Here is a 20843-nt window from a genome sequence, read left to right as displayed (position 1 = left end):
CGGCCCGCGCCATCCACGCGATGGTTGCCGGGCGTTGTTGCAACCTGTCGCTGATTCCAGCTAGCATGAATCCCGGGGAATGGACTGGGGTGTGCGATGCTGCGACGGGGCGCGTTGTTGTTGGCCGTTGGTGTGATGCTGGTGGGCTGTGTCAGCGATCAGGTCGGGACCGACTTTGCCTCTGTGTCAAGAAAGGTCGGGCCTCCGCGCGCCGGGCACTCGCGCGTCGTCCTGCTCCAGGACAAGAGGAATGGCCTCAGCATGGCGATCTGCGCCTGCGAGGTGAAGCTCGACGGTGCTGCACTCGGCAAAATCGTCGCCGGGAAATATGCCTATGCCGATCGTCCCGCGGGTCGCCATGAATTGCTGGTGACGGAGCTGATGTTTCCGGGCGACACCAAGCGCGAGATCGTGATGGAAGCCGGCCGGACGCATTTCTATCTCATCAAGAGCAGCCCCAGGCACGACGCCGCGACGGGCGGCGCGGTCCTCGGCGGCCTGGTCGGGCTTGCGGCTGTTTCCATCGCGACGGCAGGAGAGGCGAATCCGGGGCCGGCCGAACTCATTGCGCTGGACGAGGCGACCGCGCGAACGAAGCTCGCCGAGCTGCAAGCTGTGGAGTAAGGTGAGGCTGACCTGAAGCTGACGCCAGCAGCGGCGTGGCCACGCCACTGCCTCAATCCGAGCTTTTCGTTCAACCGCCGTTCAGCCGGCCGCGCGCCTCATGCGTGGTGGCACCTCAACTACAGTAGCGGGCAAGCAAGCCATGCGTGGGACGTTCCGAGTCTTCATTTGCCTTCTCCTGCCGATCGTGGCCCTTGCCGCTGGCACGCCGGGAGCAGCAAACGCGCAGCAGCAGGAGAAGCGCATCGCGCTCGTGGTTGGCAACGGCGCTTATGCCAAGTCGCCGCTGGCAACGACTGCGAACGACGCCGGCCTGATCGCGCAGACGCTGCAGGCGGCCGGCTTCGACGTCGTCGGTGCCCGAGATCTCGACGGCGACACGCTGCGCAAGAGTTTTCGCGACTTCATCCAGAAGGCCCAGGCCTCGGGGCCGGGCACGGTCGCGATGATCTATCTCGGCGGCTACGGCGTGCAGCTTGCCGGCGAGAACTATTTCATCCCGGTCGATTCCAACATCACCCGCGACACCGACGTTCCGACCGAGGCCTTGCGGATCAGCGACTATGTGCGCCAGCTCGCCTCGATCCCGCTCAAGGCCAACATCGTCGTGCTCGATGCGGCCCGCGCGCAGCCCTTCATCGAGGGCGGCCAGCCGATCGCGAGCGGTCTGGCGCTGGTCGAGCCGGAGCCGAACATGCTGATCGCGTTCAACGCCGCGCCCGGCACGGTCGCGCCGGAGGAGCCGGGGCCCTACGGCATCTACGCCCAGTCGCTGGCCGAGATGATCCGGACCGGCGGCCTGCCGCTGCCTGAGGTGTTCGACCGCGTTCGCCTGCGCGTCAACGAGGCCTCCAAGGGCGCGCAGGTACCCTGGAACGAGCAGAAGATCTCGGCGCCATTCTCGTTCTTCGAGCGCGGGCCTGACGCGCCGCCGCCGGAGGCCGCGCCCGACCAGGTCGCCGCGATCCGGAGCAAACCGATCCGCGACCTCGGCGTGCGGGATGCCTATGCCGCCGCGCTCGAGCGCGACACGCTGCCGGCCTATGAGGAGTTTCTCGCCGCCTATCCCGGTGATCCCTTGGCGAAGCGCGTGATGGCGATCGTCGCGGCGCGCCGCGAAGCGATCACCTGGCGACGCACTTACCGGAACGACACGCCGGAAGCCTATTGGTCGTATCTGCGCCGCTATCCGCGCGGGCCGCATGCGGCGGACGCGCGCCGGCGCCTCGCGATCCTCACGGCGCCGTCCGAGCCGCCGCCGAGCTTTGCGATGATCGACTACGACGTGCCGCCACCGCCGCCGGAGGAGGTGGTCTATGTCGACCGTCCGGTGCTGTATTTCAGCGATCCCGATTTCGGCTTCGCGCCGCCACCGCCACCTCCGGTCTATTATCTGCCGCCGCCGCCGCCGGATTTCGTCGTGTTGCCGCCGCCGCTGCCCGTGGTCGGCCTGTTCGTGCTGCCGCAGCCGGTGTTCGTGCCGATCCCGGTGTTCGTCAGGCCGCCGGTCTATGTCGCGCCGCCGCCGAACAACATCATCTACCAGAACATCCATAATACGACGGTGATCAACACCGTGATCAACCGCCTGCCGGCACCAGCACCGGCTACCGGCGCAGGGGCCGGACCGGGCAATCTGGCGCCAGCGATTGCCGGCCGTGCCAACCCGGCCGGGCCTGCCGTGCCGCAGGCGGTCGTGCAGCGCGCCGCGCTGATCCAGCAGGGCAAGGCGCCGATGCCCCCGAGCGCGACGATCCAGCCGACGGCGAGGCCCGGGACGCCTCCGGTGACGCCGATGACGGCAGTCGCGCCGACCGCAGCGCCAACGGCTGCGCCGCAGACGGCGCCGACACTTGCTCCGCAGACCAGGCTGCCCCAGGCCAACACGCTGCCAGTTCCTGGTGCCCATGGCGGCCCGCCGCCACCGCCAGCGGGGGCAGGGCCTCTGCCGGGCGGAAGGCCCGTACCGCCGACGGCGACCGCACCCGGTGTGACACCGCCGGCTCGTCCGGCGGCGCCAACCACGGCTGCTCCCGGCACAACGGCCGGTCCCGGCACAACACTGCCTGCTCATTCCAATGCGCCAACGGCTGCCGCGCCGGCAACCGCTGCGCCCGCCGTGACCAACCCGACTGCTGTGCCCGGCCAGCCCCCCAGGCCGCCGGTGGCACAGACGCCGCCCGGCACCGGGCCTGCGGATCGCGCCAAGTCTGCGACCCGTGAGCCTGCTGGCTCGCCGCCCGCCGCTGCAGGCGCGCCGGCGACACCTCCGGCCGCGGCCGGGAGGCCGATCGCGCCGCCGCCTTCAGCGGCACGTGAGCCGATCAGGCCGCAGCATCTGCCATCGGCGGCCCCGCCGCCGCGGCCGCAGGCCGTGGCGCGGCCCACGCCACCACCCCCGCCACATGTGTCGGCGCCGCCACCGAGGATGGCCGCACCTCCGCCGCCACGCCCGGCTCCTCCGGTTGCCGTCGCGCGGCCGGCGCCTCCGCCCATGGCGCGGCCCGCTCCACCGCCGCCGGTGGCCCGACCGGCACCCCCGCCGCCGCCGCGTATGGCCGTTGCGCCACCACCCCCGCCGCGCCCGGCCGCGCCGCCTCCGCCGCGTCCCGCACCTCCGCCGCCGGCGGCCAAGAAGTGCCCGCCGAACCAGCCCAGATGCTAATCGGGTGCTAGGAGAGGCCCGGTCTCCAGGGAAAGGGCCTCTCGCAGGCGAAAACCGCCTCTGAACGGCCCTTATTTCCTTGCTTCTGGCCGAAATGGCGCTATATAGCGCGCCATCTCACACGGAAACATGGCTCACAAGGCCGTCCGGTGGCAACCGGGGCGAGGACGCTCCGTTTTGCTCACACGTTTCCGGAGGAACCAACCGGAGAATTAGAACGATGGCGCTACCCGATTTCACCATGCGTCAGCTGCTTGAAGCTGGCGTGCACTTTGGTCACCAGTCTCACCGCTGGAATCCGAAAATGGCTCCGTTCATTTTCGGCGCTCGCAACAACATTCACATCGTCGACCTCGCGCAGACCGTGCCGATGCTGCACAACGCCTTGCAGGCGGTCAGCGACACCGTCGCCAAGGGCGGCCGCATCCTGTTCGTCGGCACCAAGCGCCAGGCGCAGGACGGCGTCGCGGACGCTGCCAAGCGCTGCGCGCAGTATTTCGTCAATTCGCGCTGGCTCGGCGGCACGCTGACCAACTGGAAGACGATCTCGGCCTCGATCAAGCGTCTGCGTCACCTCGACGACGTGCTCTCGGGCGGCGATGCCAGCTCCTACACCAAGAAGGAGCGCCTGACGCTTCAGCGCGAGCGCGACAAGCTCGACCGCTCGCTCGGCGGCATCAAGGACATGGGCGGTCTGCCCGACCTGATCTTCGTGATCGACACCAACAAGGAAGACATCGCGATCCAGGAAGCCCAGCGGCTCAACATCCCGGTCGCTGCGATCGTCGACACCAATTCGGACCCGAAGGGCATCACCTATGTGGTGCCGGGCAATGACGACGCCGGTCGTGCGATCGCGCTCTATTGCGACCTGATCGCGCGTGCCGCGATCGACGGCATCTCCCGCGCCCAGGGCGATTCGGGCATCGACGTCGGCGCCTCGGCCCGTCCGCTCGCTGAAGAGCTGCCGGCGGCTTCGTCGAGCGGCTTCCAGGGCCTCGCAGGTCCGCGCGGCACCGCCGACGACCTCAAGAAGCTCCCGGGCGTGTCGGGTGCGATCGAGAAGAAGTTCAACGACCTCGGCATCTTCCACTTCTGGCAGCTCGCCGAGCTCGATCACGACACCGCGCACACGATCGGCGAAGAAGTCGGTCTGCCGAGCCGTGCGGACGCCTGGGTGGCCAAGGCCAAGGCGCTGACCGCGGAAGCGGAATAGTCAAGAGAGCGATGGGTTGGCCGGACAAGATCCGGCCACCATTTCAGTTGACGCGAATCCCTGAGATGGACCGCGGCGGGGCGCTTCGATGCCACGCCGCGGCGAACCAGCAGGCACAAAGGATTTTCAACGATGGCAACGATCACAGCTGCGATGGTCAAGGACCTGCGCGAGTCGACTGGCGCGGGCATGATGGACTGCAAGGCCGCGCTGACCGAAAACGACGGTAACATGGAAGCGGCGCAGGATTGGCTGCGCAAGAAGGGCCTGTCCAAGGCCGCCAAGAAGTCGGGCCGCGTCGCGGCCGAGGGCCTGATCGGCGCCCTGACCAAGGGCACCAAGGGTGTCGTGGTCGAGGTCAACTCCGAGACCGACTTCGTCGCGCGCAACGGTCAGTTCCAGGGCCTCGTCAAGATGGTCGCCCAGGTCGCATTCGACGCCGGCTCCGATGTCGAGAAGATCAAGGCCGCCAAGGTCGGCGACGTCACCGTCGAAGCCGCCATCAATGACGCGATCGCCACCATCGGCGAGAACATGACGCTGCGCCGCGCAGCTTCGCTCGAAGTGAGCCAGGGCGTGGTGTCGAACTACGTCCACGGCGCGGTCGTCGAGGGCGCCGGCAAGATGGGCGTGATCGTGGCGCTGGAATCGCCCGGCAAGGCCGATGAGCTCGCAACGCTCGGCCGCCAGATCGCGATGCACATTGCCGCCGCGAATCCGCTGGCGCTCGATCCGTCCGGCCTCGATCCGGCGGTCGTCAAGCGCGAGAAGGACGTGCTCGCCGACAAATATCGCCAGCAGGGCAAGCCCGAGAACGTGATCGAGAAGATCGTCGAGTCCGGCCTCAAGACCTACTACAAGGAAGTCTGCCTGCTCGAGCAGGCCTTCATCCACGACACCGGCAAGTCGGTGGCGCAGGCGTTGAAGGAAGCCGAAGGCAAGGTCGGCGGCGCTGTGAAGATCGCCGGCTTTGTGCGCTATGCTCTCGGTGAGGGAATCGAGAAGCAGGAAAGCGACTTCGCGGCCGAGGTCGCTGCGGCCAGCGGCAAGAAGTAAGCGCCGGAACGTTCCTTCCGGCGTGCCGCCGGAAGCGGCGCTCGGACAAGGAAAGTGCTCATGTCTGATCCGGTCTATCGTCGCGTCGTGATCAAGCTGTCCGGCGAATATCTCGCGGGACAGCAAGGCTTTGGCATCGATCAGCCGACCGTCGACCGGGTTGCGGACGATCTGATCGCGGCCCGCAAGCTCGGCACCGAGGTTGCAGTCGTGATCGGCGGCGGCAACATCGTGCGCGGCGTCGAGGTCTCCTCCCGCGGTGTGTCGCGCCCGACCGGCGATACCATGGGCATGCTCGCCACCATGATGAACTGCCTCGCGCTGGAAGCGGCGATCGAGCGCAAGGGCACGCCGGCGCGCACGCTGTCGGCCTTCGTCATGCCCGAGATTTCCGAGCTGTTCACCCGCACTGCGGCGCACAAATATCTCGCCGAGGGCCGGATCGTGCTGCTCGGCGGCGGAACCGGCAATCCGTTCTTCACCACCGATACGACCGCGGTGCTGCGCGCCGCCGAAATCGGCGCCCAGGCGGTGCTGAAAGCGACCAATGTCGACGGCGTCTACTCGGCCGATCCGAAGAAGGATCCGTCCGCCACGCGGTTTGACCGGCTGACCCATTCGCAGGCGATCGAGGGCGGCTACAAGGTGATGGATGCGACCGCCTTCGCGCTTGCCCGCGAGACGTCGCTGCCTATCATCGTATTCTCGATCGCGGAGCCGGGTTCGATCGGCGCGATTCTACGTGGCGTCGGCCACGGAACCATTGTCGCCGGCTGACCGCTCATCCGTCGCGTGCCTTTAGGGAAGGTCGCGGAGCGGTCGCCGGGATCTTGAAGGAGAAACGTGATGCCCACCGGTACTTTCGACCTCAACGAAGTGAAGCGCCGCATGCAGGGCGCCGTCCAGTCCCTCAAGCACGAGCTCGGCGGCCTGCGGACGGGGCGCGCCTCCGCCTCGATGCTCGATCCGGTGCAGGTCGACGCCTATGGCAGCCACATGCCGCTTAATCAGCTCGCCACCGTCAGCGTGCCGGAGCCCCGCCTGATTTCGGTGCAGGTCTGGGACAAGTCGATGGTCAAGGCGGTGGAGAAGGCGATCGTCGATTCCAACCTCGGCCTGTCGCCCGCGACCGAAGGCCAGGTGCTGCGCCTGCGCATCCCCGAGCTGAACGAGGAACGGCGCAAGGAACTGGTGAAGGTCGCGCATAAATATGCGGAAGCCGCCAAGGTCGCCGCGCGCCACGTCCGCCGCGATGGCCTCGACGTCCTCAAGAAGCTCGAGAAGAACCACGAAATGTCCGAGGACGACCAGAAGCGCCACGCCGACGAGGTGCAGAAGGCGACCGACGGTACGATCACCGAAATCGACCAGTTGCTGGCCGCCAAGGAAAAAGAAATCCTCACCGTCTGAAGCGCGATGAATGTCATCGCGCTTCAGGTTATTGTAAGCGCATGATCTTTTCGGAAAACCGCTTCGCACTTTTCCGGATCATGCTTTAAGGCCACCTTCAATGTCGAACGCCGCCGCGCCCGCAACGGAAGGACCCGATCGGTCCGAGGCGCCCGCGCATGTCGCCATCATCATGGATGGCAACGGGCGTTGGGCGGCCGCGCGCGGTCTGCCGCGTGCGGAAGGGCATCGCCGCGGCGTCGAGGCCTTGCGTCGCGTCGTGCGTGCCTCGCACGAGCTCGGCATCCGCTACCTCACCATCTTCTCCTTCTCGTCGGAGAACTGGTCGCGTCCGGCGAGCGAGATCGGCGATCTCTTCGGTCTGCTCCGCCGCTTCATCCGCAACGACTTGGCGAGCCTGCATCGCGACGGCGTCAAGGTCCGCATCATCGGCGAACGCGATGGGCTCGAGAGCGACATCTGCGCGCTGCTTAACGAGGCCGAGGAATTGACGCGCGACAACACGCGCCTCACGCTCGTCGTCGCCTTCAATTACGGCTCGCGGCAGGAGATCGCGAAGGCGGCGCAGAAGCTGGCGCGCGAGGTCGCGGAAGGTAAGCGCGATCCTGCCACGATCGACGCCGAAACGCTGGGCGCGCATCTCGATGCGCCCGACATTCCCGATCCCGATCTCATCATCCGCACCAGCGGCGAGCAGCGCCTGTCCAATTTCCTGATGTGGCAGGCCGCCTATAGCGAGCTCGTGTTCGTGCCGATCCACTGGCCCGATTTCGACAAGGCGGCGCTGGAAAGCGCGATCGCCGAATTCGCCAGGCGCGAGCGCCGTTTCGGCGGCCTGGTCGCGAAAACCGCCTCGTGAGCGAACAAGACGCCGCACCGGCGGGCGCCAAGCCTGCCCCGAACAATCTGGTGATGCGGGTCCTCGCAGCGCTGGTGCTGGCGCCGCTGACCATCGCGGTCGCTTATGCCGGCGGCTGGCTGTGGGCGCTGCTCGTCACCCTGGTGTCGATCGGGCTGTTCGCGGAATGGCTGACGGTGGTGGGCGCGGGCTCGGCCGCGCTGACCGGGGCGGGGACGATCGTCATCGCGATGATGGGGGCCGCCGTCGCTTTTGGCGGGCTGAAGACCTCAATCATCGTCGGCCTCGTCGGCGGCGCGATCGTGACGCTGATCGCGCGCGGCAAGTTCCTCTGGGCGGCGACCGGATTCGCTTATGCAGCGGCAGCGCTGCTGGCCTCGATCCTGGTGCGGAAGGATCTCGTCAACGGCTTCTCCGCGCTGATGTTCGTGCTGCTGGTGGTTTGGGCGACCGATATCGGCGGCTATTTTGCCGGTCGCAGCATTGGCGGGCCGAAGCTCTGGCCGCGGGTGAGCCCGAAAAAGACCTGGTCCGGGGCGCTGGGCGGCTTCGCCGCAAGCCTTCTGGTTGCGGTGGGCTTTGCGACTTGCGGGTTCGGAAAGATGGGACCATTGCTGCTCGTCAGCGCCATCCTTTCGGTGGTGTCGGCACTGGGCGATCTGTTCGAATCCGCGGTGAAGCGGCGCTTCGGTGTCAAGGATTCCAGTCACTTAATTCCCGGCCATGGCGGGCTTATGGACCGCCTGGACGGTTTTGTCGCCGCCATCCTGGCGGCATGGATTATCGGCTTTCTCCGCCATGGTGTGCATAGCGCCGGAAGCGGTCTTATGGTTTGGTGAGGATATGAGCGCGGTTCCATTGCGTAATAACAAGGCTGCGGCGTCCAGCGTCCGCAGCGTCACGGTTCTCGGCGCCACCGGCTCGATCGGCGACAGCACGATGGATCTGCTGCGCGCCTCGCCCGAGCGCTATCGCGTCGAGGCGCTGACGGCGAACGGCAATGTCGAAGCGCTGGCCAAGCTCGCCAAGGAATTCTCCGCGCGCTACGTCGCGATCGCCGACACCTCCAAGCTCGCCGAGCTCAAGGCCGCGCTCGCCGGGACCAGCACCGAATGCGGTGCCGGCGAAAGCGCGGTGATCGAGGCCGGCGCGCGTCCGGCCGATTGGGTGATGGCGGCCGTGAGCGGCGCTGCCGGATTGAAGCCGGCACTCGCCGCGGTCGACCGCGGAGCGCATGTGGCATTGGCCAACAAGGAATGTCTGGTCTGCGCCGGGGATTTCTTCATGCAGCGCGCCGCCAAGGCCGGCGCCTGCATCCTGCCGGCCGATTCCGAGCACAATGCGCTGTTTCAGGCGCTTGCCTCGGGTAATCGGGACGAACTCGTCCGCGTCATCATCACCGCGTCGGGCGGCCCGTTCCGCACCTGGAAGCCGGCCGACATCGAGCAGGCGACGCTCGAGCAGGCCCTGAAGCACCCGAACTGGAGCATGGGCCAGAAGATCACGATCGATTCGGCGTCGATGATGAACAAGGGGCTCGAGGTGATCGAAGCGTCGTACCTGTTCGCGCTGTCGCCCGACGAGATCGACGTCCTCGTGCATCCGCAGTCGATCATTCACGGCATGGTCGAGTTCTCCGACCGTTCGGTGATGGCCCAGCTCGGCGCGCCCGACATGCGCACCCCCATCGCGCACTGCCTGGGCTGGCCCGACCGCATCAAGGGGCCGGCGGCCAAGCTGGACCTCGCCAAGATCGGCCAGCTGACCTTCGAGGCGCCCGATTTCGAGCGCTTTCCCGGACTACGGCTGGCTTTCGACTCGCTCCGGACCGGGAAGGGGGCGACCACCGTCTACAACGCGGCCAATGAGGTCGCGGTCGCCGCGTTCATCGCCGGCAAGATCCGGTTCGGCGCGATCGCCCGGCTGGTGGAGGCAACACTGGACGACTGGATCCGCAGCGGGAACCAGGCGCCCCTGACGTCCGCCGATGATGCAATCTCTGTTGACCATGTTGCTCGAAATAGAGCTGCCGCCCTATTGCCTCAAATTGCCTTAAAGGCATCCTAGATGGTTCGGGGCCAGGGCCTTGCGGCGCTGGATGAGGGAATTCGATGATCGACTTTTTTGTCCATAGTTTCAATACGTTGAGCCATGGGCTCCTCGGCTACGCGGTTCCCTTCCTGTTCGTCCTGACGATCGTCGTGTTCTTCCACGAACTCGGCCATTTCCTGGTCGCGCGCTGGGCGGGCGTTCGCGTGTTGACCTTCTCGCTCGGCTTCGGACCTGAGCTCGTCGGTTTCAATGACCGCCACGGCACCCGCTGGAAGATCTCGGCCATCCCGCTCGGCGGCTACGTCAAGTTCTTCGGCGACGAGAGCGAGGCCTCGACCCCCTCGGCCCAGACGCTCGCGGCCATGACGACCGAGGAGCGCGCCGGCAGCTTCCACCACAAGAAGGTCGGCCCGCGCGCGGCCATCGTCGCGGCCGGACCCATCGCCAATTTCATCCTGGGCGCGCTGATCTTCGCGGGCATGGCGCTGTATTACGGCAAGCCGAGCACGATCGCGCGTGTCGATGGCGTCGTCGCCGATGGCGCCGCGGCCGCGGCCGGCTTCAAGATCGGGGACGTCGTCGTCCAGATCGACGGCAAGCCGATCGAGAGCTTTGCCGACATGCAGCGAATCGTTGCGATGAATGCGGGTTCGGCGCTTGCCTTCCAGGTGAAGCGGGACGGCGCCATCGTCTCGCTGACCGCAACGCCGGCCCTGCTCGAGCGCAAGGATCCGTTCGGCAACAGCCACCGTCTCGGCGTGCTCGGCGTCGAGCACAAATCGCAGGCCGGCGAGGCCTCGACCGCCCCGGTGGGCATCGGCGAGGCGCTCAAGATCGGGGTCGAGCAGGTCTGGTTCATCATCACCAGCACCTTCAAGTTCCTGGGCTCTCTGTTCGTCGGAAACGGCAATCCCAACGAGGTCAGCGGCGTCCTGGGCATCGCGAAGATGTCGGGGCAGGCGGCCAGCGCCGGGTTCCAGTTCGTGATCAATCTGTGCGCGGTGCTGTCGGTGTCGATCGGCCTGCTGAACCTGTTCCCGATCCCGCTGCTCGATGGCGGCCACCTGATGTTCTATGCGGCGGAGGTCGTCCGCGGCCGGCCCCTGTCCGAGCGGACTCAGGAGATGGGGTTCCGAATCGGGCTCGGTTTGGTGCTGATGTTGATGGTGTTTGCGACCTATAACGACATCCTGCGGATGGCGGCATCTTGATGGAGGCTTTTTTGTGGCGTTGCTGATGAGCAACGTCTTGGAATGAAATTGAAATTACGGCGCTTTCGGCCGTTTGCGGCGTCGGTGAAATTGGCTACAAGCGGCCTGAACTTGGGGAATCTTCCAGACCGGCGTTGGGGTTGGGTCTGGCTCGGAATGATAAGGGCGCGTTGCGCGATGAAGTTTGGACTGCGACTCCGGGGGGGCTTGCTCGCAACCCTGATCATGTTCGGCGCGCCGGTGATTGCCCCGGTCGGGGCTGTTTTTGTGTCTTCGTCTGCGCTCGCTCAGACCGTGCAGTCGATTTCCGTCGAAGGAAATCGCCGGGTCGAGGTGGAGACGATCCGTTCCTACTTCAAGCCGGGTCCGGGCGGCCGCCTGGATCAAGGCGCCATCGACGACGGCCTCAAGGCCCTGATCGAGACCGGCCTGTTCCAGGACGTGAGAATCAACCGCGGCGGCGGCGGCCAGATCGTCGTCTCCGTGGTGGAAAACCCGGTGATCGGCCGCATCGCCTTCGAGGGCAACAAGAAGATCAAGGACGAGCAGCTCACCACTGAGGTCCAGTCCAAGGCGCGCGGCACCTTCTCCCGCGCCATGGTGCAGTCCGACACGCTGCGAATCGCTGAAATCTACCGCCGGTCCGGCCGCTACGACGTGCGCGTAACGCCCGAGGTCATCGAGCAGCCGAACAACCGCGTCGATCTCATCTTCACGATCGAGGAGGGCGCCAAGACCGGCGTCAAGTCGATCGAGTTCATCGGCAATGTCGCATTCTCGTCCTATCGCCTCAGGGACGTCATCAAGACCCGCGAATCGAACCTGCTGAGCTTCCTGGCCAGCGGCGACATCTATGATCCCGATCGCGTCGAAGCCGACCGCGACCTGATCCGCCGCTTCTATCTCAAGAACGGTTTCGCCGACGTCCAGGTGGTGGCCGCGCTCACCGAGTACGATCCGGAGAAGAAGGGCTTCAACGTCACCTTCAAGATCGAGGAAGGATCGCAGTACCGCGTCGGCGCGATCGACTTCCGCTCCAGCATTCCGAACTTCGATCCCTCGTCGATGCGCGCCTATTCGCGCGTCAATGTCGGCTCGCTCTACAACGTCGAATCGGTCGAGAAGTCGGTCGAGGAGATGCAGATCGAGGCCTCGCGCCGCGGCTATGCCTTCGCCGTGGTCCGGCCCGGCGGCGACCGCAATTTCGAGGCGCACACCGTTTCCGTCGTGTTCAACATCGACGAAGGTCCGCGCACCTATATCGAGCGCATCAACCTGCGCGGCAACACGCGTACCCGCGATTACGTGATCCGCCGCGAGTTCGATATCTCCGAGGGCGACGCCTACAACCGCGCCCTGGTCGACCGTGCCGAGCGGCGCCTGAAGAACCTCGACTATTTCAAGAGCGTGAAGATCACGACGGAGCCCGGCTCGTCGAGCGATCGCGTCGTCCTGATCGTCGACATGGAAGAGAAATCGACCGGCGACTTCTCGATCTCGGGCGGTTACTCCACCACCGACGGTGCGCTGGCCGAAGTCTCGATCTCCGAACGCAACCTGCTTGGCCGCGGTCTGTTCGCCAAGGCGTCGGTGACCTATGGCCAATACGCACGCGGTTACTCGCTGTCGTTCGTCGAGCCGTATCTGCTCGACTACCGCGTCGCGCTCGGCCTCGACCTCTATCAGCGCCAGCAGCTGTCCAACAGCTACATCTCCTACGGCACCAAGACGCTCGGCTTCTCGCCGCGCCTCGGCTTCTCCTTGCGTGAAGATCTGGCGCTCCAGCTGCGCTACTCGATCTACCAGCAGGAAATCACCCTGCCGAACTACCTGGCGAACTGTAACAACGTTGCCGGCTCCGCGGCATTCAATCCAAGCCCGGCTTACGCCGCCGCTAACGGTATCAGTCTTGTCTCCACCAACGGCCTCGGCTGCTACAGCGACGGTGAAGCCTCGCTGCCGGTGCGCAAGGAGCTTGCCAACGGCAAGACTTTGACCTCGGCGCTCGGCTACACGCTGACCTACAACACGCTGGACAACAACAAGAACCCCACCGACGGTCTGCTCATCGACTTCCGTCAGGATTTCGCCGGCGTCGGCGGCGACGTCTCCTACATGAAGTCGGTCATCGATGCGAAGTACTACACTCCGCTGGTGTCGGACATCGTCGGCCTCGTCCGCCTGCAGAGCGGCATGCTGAACAAGATGGGCAGCGATCTGCGCATGCTCGATCACTTCCAGATGGGTTCGAACCTCGTCCGCGGCTTTGCTCCGAACGGCATCGGCCCGCGCGATTTGAACCCCTTCGGTACGCAGGACGCCCTCGGCGGCACCAAGTACTGGGGCGCTTCGCTCGAATTGCAGATGCCGTTCTGGTTCCTGCCGAAGGAAGTGGGTCTGAAGGGTGCGGTTTATGCCGATGCCGGCGGCCTCTACGACTACCAAGGACCAACCAGCTGGGCGTTTAACGGCGTCTCAGGCACCAACGAAGTCAATGCACCTGGTTGTATCCCGTCGTCGATCAATCCATCGAGCGCCGGCACCTGTACCGGCCTCGTGTATGACGACAGCAAGGTGGTCCGCTCGTCGGTTGGTGTCGGCCTGATCTGGCAGTCGCCGTTCGGTCCGCTGCGCTTCGACTACGCCGTGCCGCTCAGCAAGGGCAAGTACGATCGCACGCAGGAGTTCCGGTTCGGCGGCGGCACCACGTTCTAATTCGATCAGCACGGCACGATCCGGATCACTGGAACCGGTTTCCGAAAGGGATCGTGCCGATCCAAGAGATGGAGCATGATGCGGCTCGACCGCTTCATGCCGAAGCCGGACCGCGACGGGGTGGAATGGCGCAGCCGACCTTCTTCACAAAGCCGCCTGCCTCAACGCTGGCTGACATCGCCACGCTGACCAAAGCGCAGCTGGTCGATCCCGCCAGGGGCGGCCACATCATCACGGGCCTCGCTTCGCTTGACGAAGCGGGCCCGATGCATCTGGCGTTCTTCGACAACCTCAAATACGCCGATGAGCTCAAGGCGACCAAGGCTGGCGCTTGCCTGGTGAGCCCGCGCTTCGAGCCCCAAGTGCCCGCGCACGTGGCCGTGCTGCGGGCGGCGCAGCCGTTTCGGGCCTTTGTCAGGATCGCGCGGGAATGGCACGGCGAAGCGCTGAGGCCGCAATCCTGGGTCGGCAATGACGGCATCGCGCCGTCGGCGATCATCGATCCCTCGGCCCGGCTCGAGGACGGCGTGATCGTCGATCCCCTGGCCGTGATCGGCCCGGACGTGGAGATCGGCAGCGGCACGGTGGTCGGCGTCGGGGCAGTGATCGGGCCCGGCGTCAAGATCGGCCGGGACTGCAATGTCGGCGCGCGCACCGCGATCCAGTGCGCCCTGATCGGCAACAATGTGCTGATCCATCCCGGCTGCTCGATCGGCCAGGACGGCTACGGCTTCATCTTCTTCGGCCCCGAGGGCCATCTGAAGGTGCCCCAGACCGGGCGGGTGCTGATTCAGAACGACGTCGAGGTCGGCGCCGGGACCACGATCGACCGCGGCAGCTTGCGCGACACCGTGATCGGCGAGGGGACGAAAATCGACAATCAGGTCCAGATCGGTCACAATGTCACGATCGGACGGCACTGCCTGTTGGCTGCCCAGATCGGGCTCGCCGGCAGCCTGTCCATTGGCGACAACGTGGCACTCGGAGCGAAGGTTGGCATCAACAACCACCTCAAGATCGGGGACGGGGCCCAGGTGACCGCGATGAGCGGCGTCAAGGACGACATCCCGCCGGGCGGACGCTGGGGTGGCTTTTTCGCCAAGCCGACCAAACAATGGTTCAAGGAGATCATCGCGGTGGAGCGCTTGGTACGCGACAGCAGGGCTGATCCGAAGGATGAGGGACGGGAATGACGGCGGAATCACCTGTTAAGTTCGAGCTGGTGGACATCAATGCCATCCTCCAGACGCTGCCGCACCGCTTTCCGATGCTGCTGATCGACCGCGTGATCAACATCCGCGCCGACTATAGCGGCATCGGCATCAAGAACGTCACCTTCAACGAGCCGGCCTTCCAGGGGCATTTCCCGGAGCGCCCGGTCTATCCCGGCGTCATGATGATCGAGGCGATGGCGCAGACCGCGGGCGTGATCGGCATCAAGTCCGTCGAAGGGACCGAAAAGCCGCGGGCGGTCTATTTCCTCACCATCGACAAGTGCAAATTCCGCAAGCCCGTGCTGCCCGGCGATACCATCGAGTATCACATGCGCTCGGTCGGCCGCCGCAAGGCCATGTGGTGGTTTCACGGCGACGCCAAGGTCAACGGGCAGGTGGTCGCGGAAGCCGACGTCGGCGCCATGCTGACGGACTGAGCGGCACGCGGGCCGCGCTGGACGGATTCCTCACGCGCCGCAATCGTAGCGGCCGCCGGGTGCCTCGCGCTTAATGTTTTGGTTGAAGAACTGGCCCATGGACGGTGCGCCCAGGAGACGGTCGGCTGTCTCGGCCGCGACGCCGCAATAGCGCGTATAGCTGCCGCCAGTCGCGACGACGAGGTCGCGCTGCGTACGGTCGTAGCAGACACGCTGAAGCACCGTGCTGCGGTTGATGTCGCGGCATTCGAATGTCGCGAGGTCGATAGGGTGGCGTTCGCCGGTCTCGACCGTCTCGGACACGATCGGTGCGGCCGCGAGCTGTGCGAGCAGAAGTGCCAGGGCCCTGACCATGAAAGCTGAAGCTCCGCATGAAGTTGTTGAGGAGCCGGGAAGGCACCTCATCCGGTACTTGAAACAGGCAGAGATGATACGTCACTGGACAGATCGGGCATAGTCGCGCTAACCACCGGAAAACTGAGCGACTTCAACGCATAACCAGACCTTCTTGACGAGTAAGATTGCTTGATGAGCAAGATTGATCCCACCGCACGGGTCGAGGACGGCGCCGTGATCGGCGAGGGCACCGAGATCGGGCCGTATTGCATCATCGGCTCAAATGTCGTGATCGGCGCGAACTGTAAGCTGATTGGGCATGTGCATATCACCGCGCAGACGACCATCGGCGATGATTGCACCATCTATCCGTTTGCCTCCCTGGGCACGCCACCGCAGTCGCTGAGCTACCGGGGCGAGCTGACGAAGCTCCGGATCGGATCGGGCTGCACCATACGGGAATCCGTGACGATGAACGCCGGCACGGTCGCCGGCGGTGGTATCACCACGGTCGGCGATCGCGGCTACTTCATGAATTGCAGCCACGTCGGCCATGACTGCCATGTGGGCAACGACGTGATCTTCGCGACCTCGGCGACGCTCGGCGGTCACGCCGAGATCGGCGATTTCGTCTTCATCGGCGGCCTCTCCGCAGTGCACCAGTTTACCCGCATCGGACCGCAGGTCATGGTCGGCGGCGTGTGCGGCGTGCGCGATGACATCATCCCGTTTGGGCTGGTCAATGGCCAATATGCGGCGCTGGAAGGCCTCAACCTGATCGGCATGAAGCGGCGCAAGTTCACCAAGCAGCGACTGGCGACGGTGCGCGGGTTCTATCAAAAGCTCTTCCACGGCCCCGGCACCTTCGCCGAGCGGCTGGAATCGGCGCGCCCGCTCGCGGGCGAAGATCCGGCGATCGCCGAAATCCTCGACTTCATCGGCAAGGGCAAGCGCCCGCTCTGTCTTCCCGCCATTGCGAAGTGATTTCGGGATGGCCGCGGACATGACATCGGCGGCGTCGGACATCTCATCGCCGGTCGGCATCGTCGCCGGCGGAGGCGCGATGCCGTTTGCGGTTGCCGACTCGCTTGCCGCCCGCGGCATCACGCCGGTGCTGTTTCCGCTGCGCGGGGCCTGCGATCCCGCGCGGGTGGAGAAATTCCGCCATCGCTGGATCTCGGTCGGCCAGCTTGGTCGCGCAATGCGGCTGTTCCGCGAGGAGGGCTGCCGCGACCTGATCTTCATCGGCACATTGGTGCGGCCCTCGCTCTCCGAGATCCGGTTCGACGTCAAGACGATGCGGCTGCTCGGCAATGTCATCCGCGCCTTTCGCGGCGGCGACGATCATCTCCTGTCCGGCGTCGGCCGTATCCTCGAGCAGGACGGCTTTCGCATGGTCGGCATCAAGGACCTCGCACCCGATCTCCTGATGCCCGAGGGCTGCATCAGTCGCGCCTGGCCCAGCGATACCAGCAAGACCGACATCGCGCGCGGCCGCGCGGTGCTGACCGCGCTTGGCCCGTTCGACATCGGCCAGGCTGCGGTGGTGATCGACGGCCATGTGGTGGCGGTCGAGGACATCGAGGGCACCGACGCGCTGCTCGCGCGCGTCGCGCGGCTGCGCGAGGAGGGACGCATTCGCGCGGCCGCCGGCCGCGGCGTTCTGGTGAAGGCGCCGAAGAGCGGCCAGGATCTGCGCTTCGACCTGCCGACGATCGGCCCGCGCACCATCGAGGGCGTCGCGGCGGCTGGCCTTGCGGGCCTCGCCGTCATCGCCGGCAACACCATCGCCGCCGAACCGCAGGCGATGATCGGCCTCGCGGACGCCAAATATCTCTTCGTCATCGGACTGCCGGCGTGATGCAGTCGCGCGATCCCAAGCGCAAGATCTTCCTGATCGCCACGGAGGAATCCGGTGACCGGCTCGGCAGTGCCTTGATGAAGGTGCTGCGCCAGCGCCTCGGCGACGGCGTGCAGTTCGTCGGCGTCGGCGGACGTACCATGGCGCGCGAGGGGCTGGAATCGCTGTTTCCGATCGAGGAGCTGTCGATCGTCGGCTTCGCCGCGGTGGTGCAGCAATTGCCGAAAATTCTGCGGCTGATCCGTGAGACGGCCGACGCCGTGGCCGAGGCGGCGCCGGACGCGCTCGTCATCATCGACAGTCCCGACTTCACCCATCGCGTCGCCCGCCGCGTGCGCGCGAAGAACCCGGCGATCCCGGTCGTCGACTACGTCTCGCCGCAGCTCTGGGCGTGGCGGCCGGGGCGGGCGCGGACCATGCTCGGATATGTCGACCATGTGCTCGGCCTGTTGCCGTTCGAGCCCGAGGAATACCGCAAGCTCGGCGGACCGCCATGCAGCTATGTCGGCCATCCCCTCATCGAGCAATTGCCCTCGCTGCGGCCGAACGCAGAGGAGCAGGCACGTCGCGACAGTGAGCCGCCGGTGCTGCTGGTGCTGCCCGGCAGCCGCCGCAGCGAGGTCAGGCACCATCTCGACGTGTTTGGCCGGGTGCTCGGCCGCTTGCAGGCGGAAGGCCGTGCCTTCGAACTGATACTGCCGACGATGCCGCATCTGGAAGCCACCATCCGCGAGGGCATCGCGAGCTGGCCGGTCAAGCCAAGGGTTGTGACCGGCGAGAACGAGAAGCGCGCCGTGTTCCGGATCGCGCGTGCGGCGCTGGCCAAGTCCGGTACGGTGACGCTGGAGCTCGCACTGTCGGGTATTCCGATGGTGACAGCCTACCGCGTCGGTGCAATCGAGGCCTTCATCCTGCGCCGCGCGATCCGCGTCTCCTCGGTGATCCTCGCCAATCTCGTGATCGGCAGGGATGTGATTCCGGAGTACCTGCAGGAGGAGTGCACGCCGGAGAAACTGGCGCCGGCGCTCGCCGAGGTGCTGACGGATTCGCCGCTGCGCAAGCAGCAGGTCGAGGCCTTTGCCCAGCTCGATGAGATCATGTCGACCGGCAACAAGTCACCGAGCGTGCTCGCCGCCGACATCGTGCTGGCAACGATGCGCAAGGGCAGGCGGTAACGGAGGTCTCGCAGGGTGGGCAAAGGCGCGTCGCGCCGTGCCCACGATTCGTCGCGATGAGAAGAATTCGTGGGCACGCTTCGCTTTGCCCACCCTACGAGACCGTGAACGTTGCGCCATTGTGGCCGGATCAAGTTCTACGCAAGTCCTGCATCCACCCGAAAACACTGGCTGGTGATGCGCTGGCTTTCGTCGGAGGCGAGGAACAGCGCCATATTGGCGATGTCCTCGGGCGTCACTGCGTCTGGTACGGCCTGACGCGAGCGCATCTGGACGATGACCTGCTCGTCCGGATACCACAGCCGGCGCTGGCGCTCGGTGATCACCATGCCCGGTGCAATCGCATTGACGCGGATGCGGTCGGGGCCGACCAGCCGGGCGAGCGAGTTGGTGAAACCGACGATCGCCGCCTTTGCCCCGGCGTAGACCGGCAGCCCCGGCGCCCCGCGCATCCAGGCGATCGACGACATGTTGATGATCGAGCCGCCGCCGCGCGCCTGCATCTGCGGCACCACCGCTTGCGCGGCAAAGAAGACGTGCTTGAGATTGACGCCGATCATCCAGTCGAACTCTGCCGGCGTCACTTCGGCCAGCACCTGGCGTTGATCATTAGCGGCGTTGTTGACGAGCACTGCGGCATCCCCGAGCGATCGCTGCACCTGTGCCATGGCGGCGCGCAAGGCCTCGATGTCCAGGAGGTCGCATGGCAAGAACAAGGGCGCGGTTTCGGACGCAGCGCTCACCTCCGCGACCAGAGCCCCGCCGGCTTCTTCATCCACATCGAGGAACGCAACGCGCGCTCCCTGCGCCACGAAGGCGCGCACGAAGGCGGCCCCGATGCCGCTGGCGCCGCCGGTGATCAGTACGACGCGGTCCGCAAGTCCGGCATAGCTCGTCTTTGTCATGCGATCAGTCGCTCCGTCTCGGGGTCGAACAGGCAAATGCGGCGCGTATCGAGCGCAAAGGGGGCCGCCGTCCCCGGCGGGGGGCGCATGTCCGGCGTGATGCGCGCCAGCGCGGACTCGCCGCCGAGCCGCAGCAGCACGATGGTCTCGGCGCCGGTGGGTTCGACCATCTCCACCGGCGCGTGGACGACGATGGGTGCACCGCCTGAGAACACGCGGTTGCCCTCCGCGATGCATTCCGGCCTGATCCCGAACACCACCTCGCGGCCGAGATAAGGTGCCGCGGCATCGTATCCCTGCAGACGAAGGCGAACTTCGTCCGGCCGCCCGGCGCCAATCACGACCACAGGACCACCGGCGTCAGCCTCGAGCCGCGCCGGCATGGTGTTCATCGGCGGCGAGCCCATGAAGCGTGCGACGAACAGATTGGCGGGATAGCGGTACACGGTATCGGGATCGGCAAACTGCTGCACCACGCCGCGATGCATCACGGCGATCCGGGTCGCCATCGTCATCGCCTCGATCTGGTCGTGGGTGACGTAGATGATGGTCGCGCCGATGCGCTGGTGCAGCCGCTTGATCTCCATCCGCATCTCGACGCGCAGTTTTGCGTCGAGATTGGACAGCGGCTCGTCGAACAGGAAGAGCAGGGGATCGCGCACCAGCGCACGGCCCATCGCCACCCGCTGGCGCTGGCCGCCGGAGAGCTGCGATGGCTTGCGGCCGAGCAGTGCCTCGATCTGGAGCAGTTTCGCGACATTCGCGACCGCAGCGTCTTGCTCCGCTTTGGGGACGTGACGGCATTCCATGCCGAAGGTGATGTTCTGACGCACGGTCATCGACGGGTAGAGCGCATAGGACTGGAACACCATGGCGATGTCCCGATCCTTGGGTGGGACGTCATTGACCACGCGTCCGCCGATCTCGACGGTCCCTGCGCTCGGATGATCGAGCCCGGCGACGATGTTGAGTAGCGTGGACTTACCGCAGCCGGATGGCCCGACCAGCACCGTGAACTCGCCGCTTTCGATGTCGAGATCCACGCCCTTTAGCACCTCCAGATTGGCGTAGCGCTTCGACAGGGTTCGAATGCTCAGTGCTGCCATG

Annotated in this window: 19 protein-coding genes; 16 read left to right on the top strand and 3 right to left on the bottom strand. The window is 65.8% G+C overall.

Translation table 11 applies throughout. The annotated features are described in order from the left end of the window. Positions 1–96 precede the first annotated feature (96 nt). From GGD62_RS05325 to fabZ, 13 genes are all read left to right on the top strand, one after another. The gene (locus GGD62_RS05325) at positions 97–624 is read left to right on the top strand and encodes a DUF2846 domain-containing protein (protein WP_018320201.1); all 528 of its coding nucleotides are present in this window, start codon (positions 97–99) and stop codon (positions 622–624) included. 142 nt (positions 625–766) lie between these two features. Continuing rightward, positions 767–3289, top strand: coding sequence for a caspase domain-containing protein (locus GGD62_RS05320; RefSeq protein ID WP_183707400.1), 2523 nt, complete (start codon positions 767–769; stop codon positions 3287–3289). A 220-nt stretch (positions 3290–3509) separates the two neighbouring features. Continuing rightward, on the top strand, positions 3510–4505 hold the full coding sequence (locus tag GGD62_RS05315) for a 30S ribosomal protein S2 (protein ID WP_018320203.1): 996 nt from the start codon (positions 3510–3512) through the stop codon (positions 4503–4505). Positions 4506–4637: 132 nt separating this feature from the next. Further along, on the top strand, positions 4638–5561 hold the full coding sequence (gene tsf, locus GGD62_RS05310; RefSeq protein WP_018320204.1) for a translation elongation factor Ts: 924 nt from the start codon (positions 4638–4640) through the stop codon (positions 5559–5561). A 60-nt stretch (positions 5562–5621) separates the two neighbouring features. Then, positions 5622–6338 carry a UMP kinase gene (gene pyrH, locus GGD62_RS05305; RefSeq protein ID WP_026202317.1) on the top strand — a complete coding sequence of 239 codons (717 nt, stop codon included), beginning with the start codon at positions 5622–5624 and terminating at the stop codon, positions 6336–6338. Positions 6339–6407: 69 nt separating this feature from the next. Next, positions 6408–6971, top strand: a complete 564-nt coding sequence (frr, locus tag GGD62_RS05300) for a ribosome recycling factor (RefSeq protein WP_026202318.1) — start codon at positions 6408–6410, stop codon at positions 6969–6971. A gap of 100 nt (positions 6972–7071) precedes the next feature. Continuing rightward, positions 7072–7830 (top strand): isoprenyl transferase, encoded by a 759-nt coding sequence (locus tag GGD62_RS05295; RefSeq protein WP_018320207.1) that lies wholly within the window; start codon positions 7072–7074, stop codon positions 7828–7830. Further along, positions 7827–8669, top strand: a complete 843-nt coding sequence (locus tag GGD62_RS05290; protein WP_183234394.1) for a phosphatidate cytidylyltransferase — start codon at positions 7827–7829, stop codon at positions 8667–8669. Before GGD62_RS05295 ends, GGD62_RS05290 begins: the two co-directional genes overlap by 4 nt. A gap of 4 nt (positions 8670–8673) precedes the next feature. After that, positions 8674–9897 (top strand): 1-deoxy-D-xylulose-5-phosphate reductoisomerase, encoded by a 1224-nt coding sequence (gene dxr, locus GGD62_RS05285; RefSeq protein ID WP_092257197.1) that lies wholly within the window; start codon positions 8674–8676, stop codon positions 9895–9897. A 44-nt stretch (positions 9898–9941) separates the two neighbouring features. Next, on the top strand, positions 9942–11093 hold the full coding sequence (gene rseP / locus GGD62_RS05280) for an RIP metalloprotease RseP (RefSeq protein WP_038949774.1): 1152 nt from the start codon (positions 9942–9944) through the stop codon (positions 11091–11093). A gap of 177 nt (positions 11094–11270) precedes the next feature. Next, on the top strand, positions 11271–13808 hold the full coding sequence (gene bamA, locus GGD62_RS05275; RefSeq protein WP_018320211.1) for an outer membrane protein assembly factor BamA: 2538 nt from the start codon (positions 11271–11273) through the stop codon (positions 13806–13808). A gap of 125 nt (positions 13809–13933) precedes the next feature. Then, positions 13934–15001 carry a UDP-3-O-(3-hydroxymyristoyl)glucosamine N-acyltransferase gene (gene lpxD, locus GGD62_RS05270; RefSeq protein ID WP_092257194.1) on the top strand — a complete coding sequence of 356 codons (1068 nt, stop codon included), beginning with the start codon at positions 13934–13936 and terminating at the stop codon, positions 14999–15001. Beyond that, the gene (gene fabZ, locus GGD62_RS05265; protein ID WP_018320213.1) at positions 14998–15459 is read left to right on the top strand and encodes a 3-hydroxyacyl-ACP dehydratase FabZ; all 462 of its coding nucleotides are present in this window, start codon (positions 14998–15000) and stop codon (positions 15457–15459) included. Before lpxD ends, fabZ begins: the two co-directional genes overlap by 4 nt. A 30-nt stretch (positions 15460–15489) precedes the next feature. On the opposite strand, the gene GGD62_RS05260 is transcribed toward fabZ, so the two are convergent. Then, on the bottom strand, positions 15490–15813 hold the full coding sequence (locus tag GGD62_RS05260; protein WP_092257190.1) for a KTSC domain-containing protein: 324 nt from the start codon (positions 15811–15813) through the stop codon (positions 15490–15492). Positions 15814–15987: 174 nt separating this feature from the next. On the opposite strand from GGD62_RS05260, the gene lpxA reads away from it, so the two are divergent. The 3 genes from lpxA to lpxB are packed head-to-tail and all read left to right on the top strand — an operon-like array spanning position 15988 to position 18831. Continuing rightward, entirely contained in the window at positions 15988–16779 is a 792-nt protein-coding gene (gene lpxA / locus GGD62_RS05255; RefSeq protein WP_018320215.1) for an acyl-ACP--UDP-N-acetylglucosamine O-acyltransferase, read from the top strand. Between the two features lie 19 nt (positions 16780–16798). Further along, positions 16799–17656, top strand: a complete 858-nt coding sequence (locus GGD62_RS05250) for an LpxI family protein (RefSeq protein WP_049814974.1) — start codon at positions 16799–16801, stop codon at positions 17654–17656. Then, positions 17653–18831, top strand: coding sequence for a lipid-A-disaccharide synthase (gene lpxB, locus GGD62_RS05245; protein WP_183707398.1), 1179 nt, complete (start codon positions 17653–17655; stop codon positions 18829–18831). Before GGD62_RS05250 ends, lpxB begins: the two co-directional genes overlap by 4 nt. Positions 18832–18968: 137 nt before the next feature. Here the strand turns inward: lpxB and GGD62_RS05240 are convergent, their stop codons facing one another. Further along, the gene (locus GGD62_RS05240) at positions 18969–19736 is read right to left on the bottom strand and encodes an SDR family NAD(P)-dependent oxidoreductase (RefSeq protein ID WP_183707396.1); all 768 of its coding nucleotides are present in this window, start codon (positions 19734–19736) and stop codon (positions 18969–18971) included. Beyond that, complete coding sequence (locus GGD62_RS05235; protein ID WP_183707395.1) at positions 19733–20842, bottom strand: ABC transporter ATP-binding protein; 1110 nt, start codon at positions 20840–20842, stop codon at positions 19733–19735. The genes GGD62_RS05240 and GGD62_RS05235 overlap by 4 nt, the downstream gene beginning before the upstream one ends. Position 20843: the final 1 nt, after the last annotated feature.

This window comes from Bradyrhizobium sp. ERR14 (assembly GCF_014198235.1).
Lineage (GTDB): Bacteria > Pseudomonadota > Alphaproteobacteria > Rhizobiales > Xanthobacteraceae > Bradyrhizobium.
The sequence above is the reverse complement of the archived record's forward strand: the minus strand, read 5'-3'. Positions and strand labels throughout refer to the sequence as shown.

What these genes read in the sequence shown, in the direction of transcription:
- GGD62_RS05320 (WP_183707400.1), top strand. Translation starts at nt 767, where the DNA reads ATGCGTGGGACGTTCCGAGTCTTCATTTGCCTTCTCCTGCCGATCGTG.
- GGD62_RS05235 (WP_183707395.1), bottom strand. Translation starts at nt 20,842, where the DNA reads ATGGCAGCACTGAGCATTCGAACCCTGTCGAAGCGCTACGCCAATCTG.
- lpxA (WP_018320215.1), top strand. Translation starts at nt 15,988, where the DNA reads ATGAGCAAGATTGATCCCACCGCACGGGTCGAGGACGGCGCCGTGATC.
- dxr (WP_092257197.1), top strand. Translation starts at nt 8,674, where the DNA reads ATGAGCGCGGTTCCATTGCGTAATAACAAGGCTGCGGCGTCCAGCGTC.
- GGD62_RS05250 (WP_049814974.1), top strand. Translation starts at nt 16,799, where the DNA reads ATGACATCGGCGGCGTCGGACATCTCATCGCCGGTCGGCATCGTCGCC.
- rseP (WP_038949774.1), top strand. Translation starts at nt 9,942, where the DNA reads ATGATCGACTTTTTTGTCCATAGTTTCAATACGTTGAGCCATGGGCTC.
- fabZ (WP_018320213.1), top strand. Translation starts at nt 14,998, where the DNA reads ATGACGGCGGAATCACCTGTTAAGTTCGAGCTGGTGGACATCAATGCC.
- pyrH (WP_026202317.1), top strand. Translation starts at nt 5,622, where the DNA reads ATGTCTGATCCGGTCTATCGTCGCGTCGTGATCAAGCTGTCCGGCGAA.
- lpxD (WP_092257194.1), top strand. Translation starts at nt 13,934, where the DNA reads ATGGCGCAGCCGACCTTCTTCACAAAGCCGCCTGCCTCAACGCTGGCT.
- GGD62_RS05260 (WP_092257190.1), bottom strand. Translation starts at nt 15,813, where the DNA reads ATGGTCAGGGCCCTGGCACTTCTGCTCGCACAGCTCGCGGCCGCACCG.
- GGD62_RS05240 (WP_183707396.1), bottom strand. Translation starts at nt 19,736, where the DNA reads ATGACAAAGACGAGCTATGCCGGACTTGCGGACCGCGTCGTACTGATC.
- frr (WP_026202318.1), top strand. Translation starts at nt 6,408, where the DNA reads ATGCCCACCGGTACTTTCGACCTCAACGAAGTGAAGCGCCGCATGCAG.
- tsf (WP_018320204.1), top strand. Translation starts at nt 4,638, where the DNA reads ATGGCAACGATCACAGCTGCGATGGTCAAGGACCTGCGCGAGTCGACT.
- GGD62_RS05325 (WP_018320201.1), top strand. Translation starts at nt 97, where the DNA reads ATGCTGCGACGGGGCGCGTTGTTGTTGGCCGTTGGTGTGATGCTGGTG.
- bamA (WP_018320211.1), top strand. Translation starts at nt 11,271, where the DNA reads ATGAAGTTTGGACTGCGACTCCGGGGGGGCTTGCTCGCAACCCTGATC.
- GGD62_RS05315 (WP_018320203.1), top strand. Translation starts at nt 3,510, where the DNA reads ATGGCGCTACCCGATTTCACCATGCGTCAGCTGCTTGAAGCTGGCGTG.
- GGD62_RS05295 (WP_018320207.1), top strand. Translation starts at nt 7,072, where the DNA reads ATGTCGAACGCCGCCGCGCCCGCAACGGAAGGACCCGATCGGTCCGAG.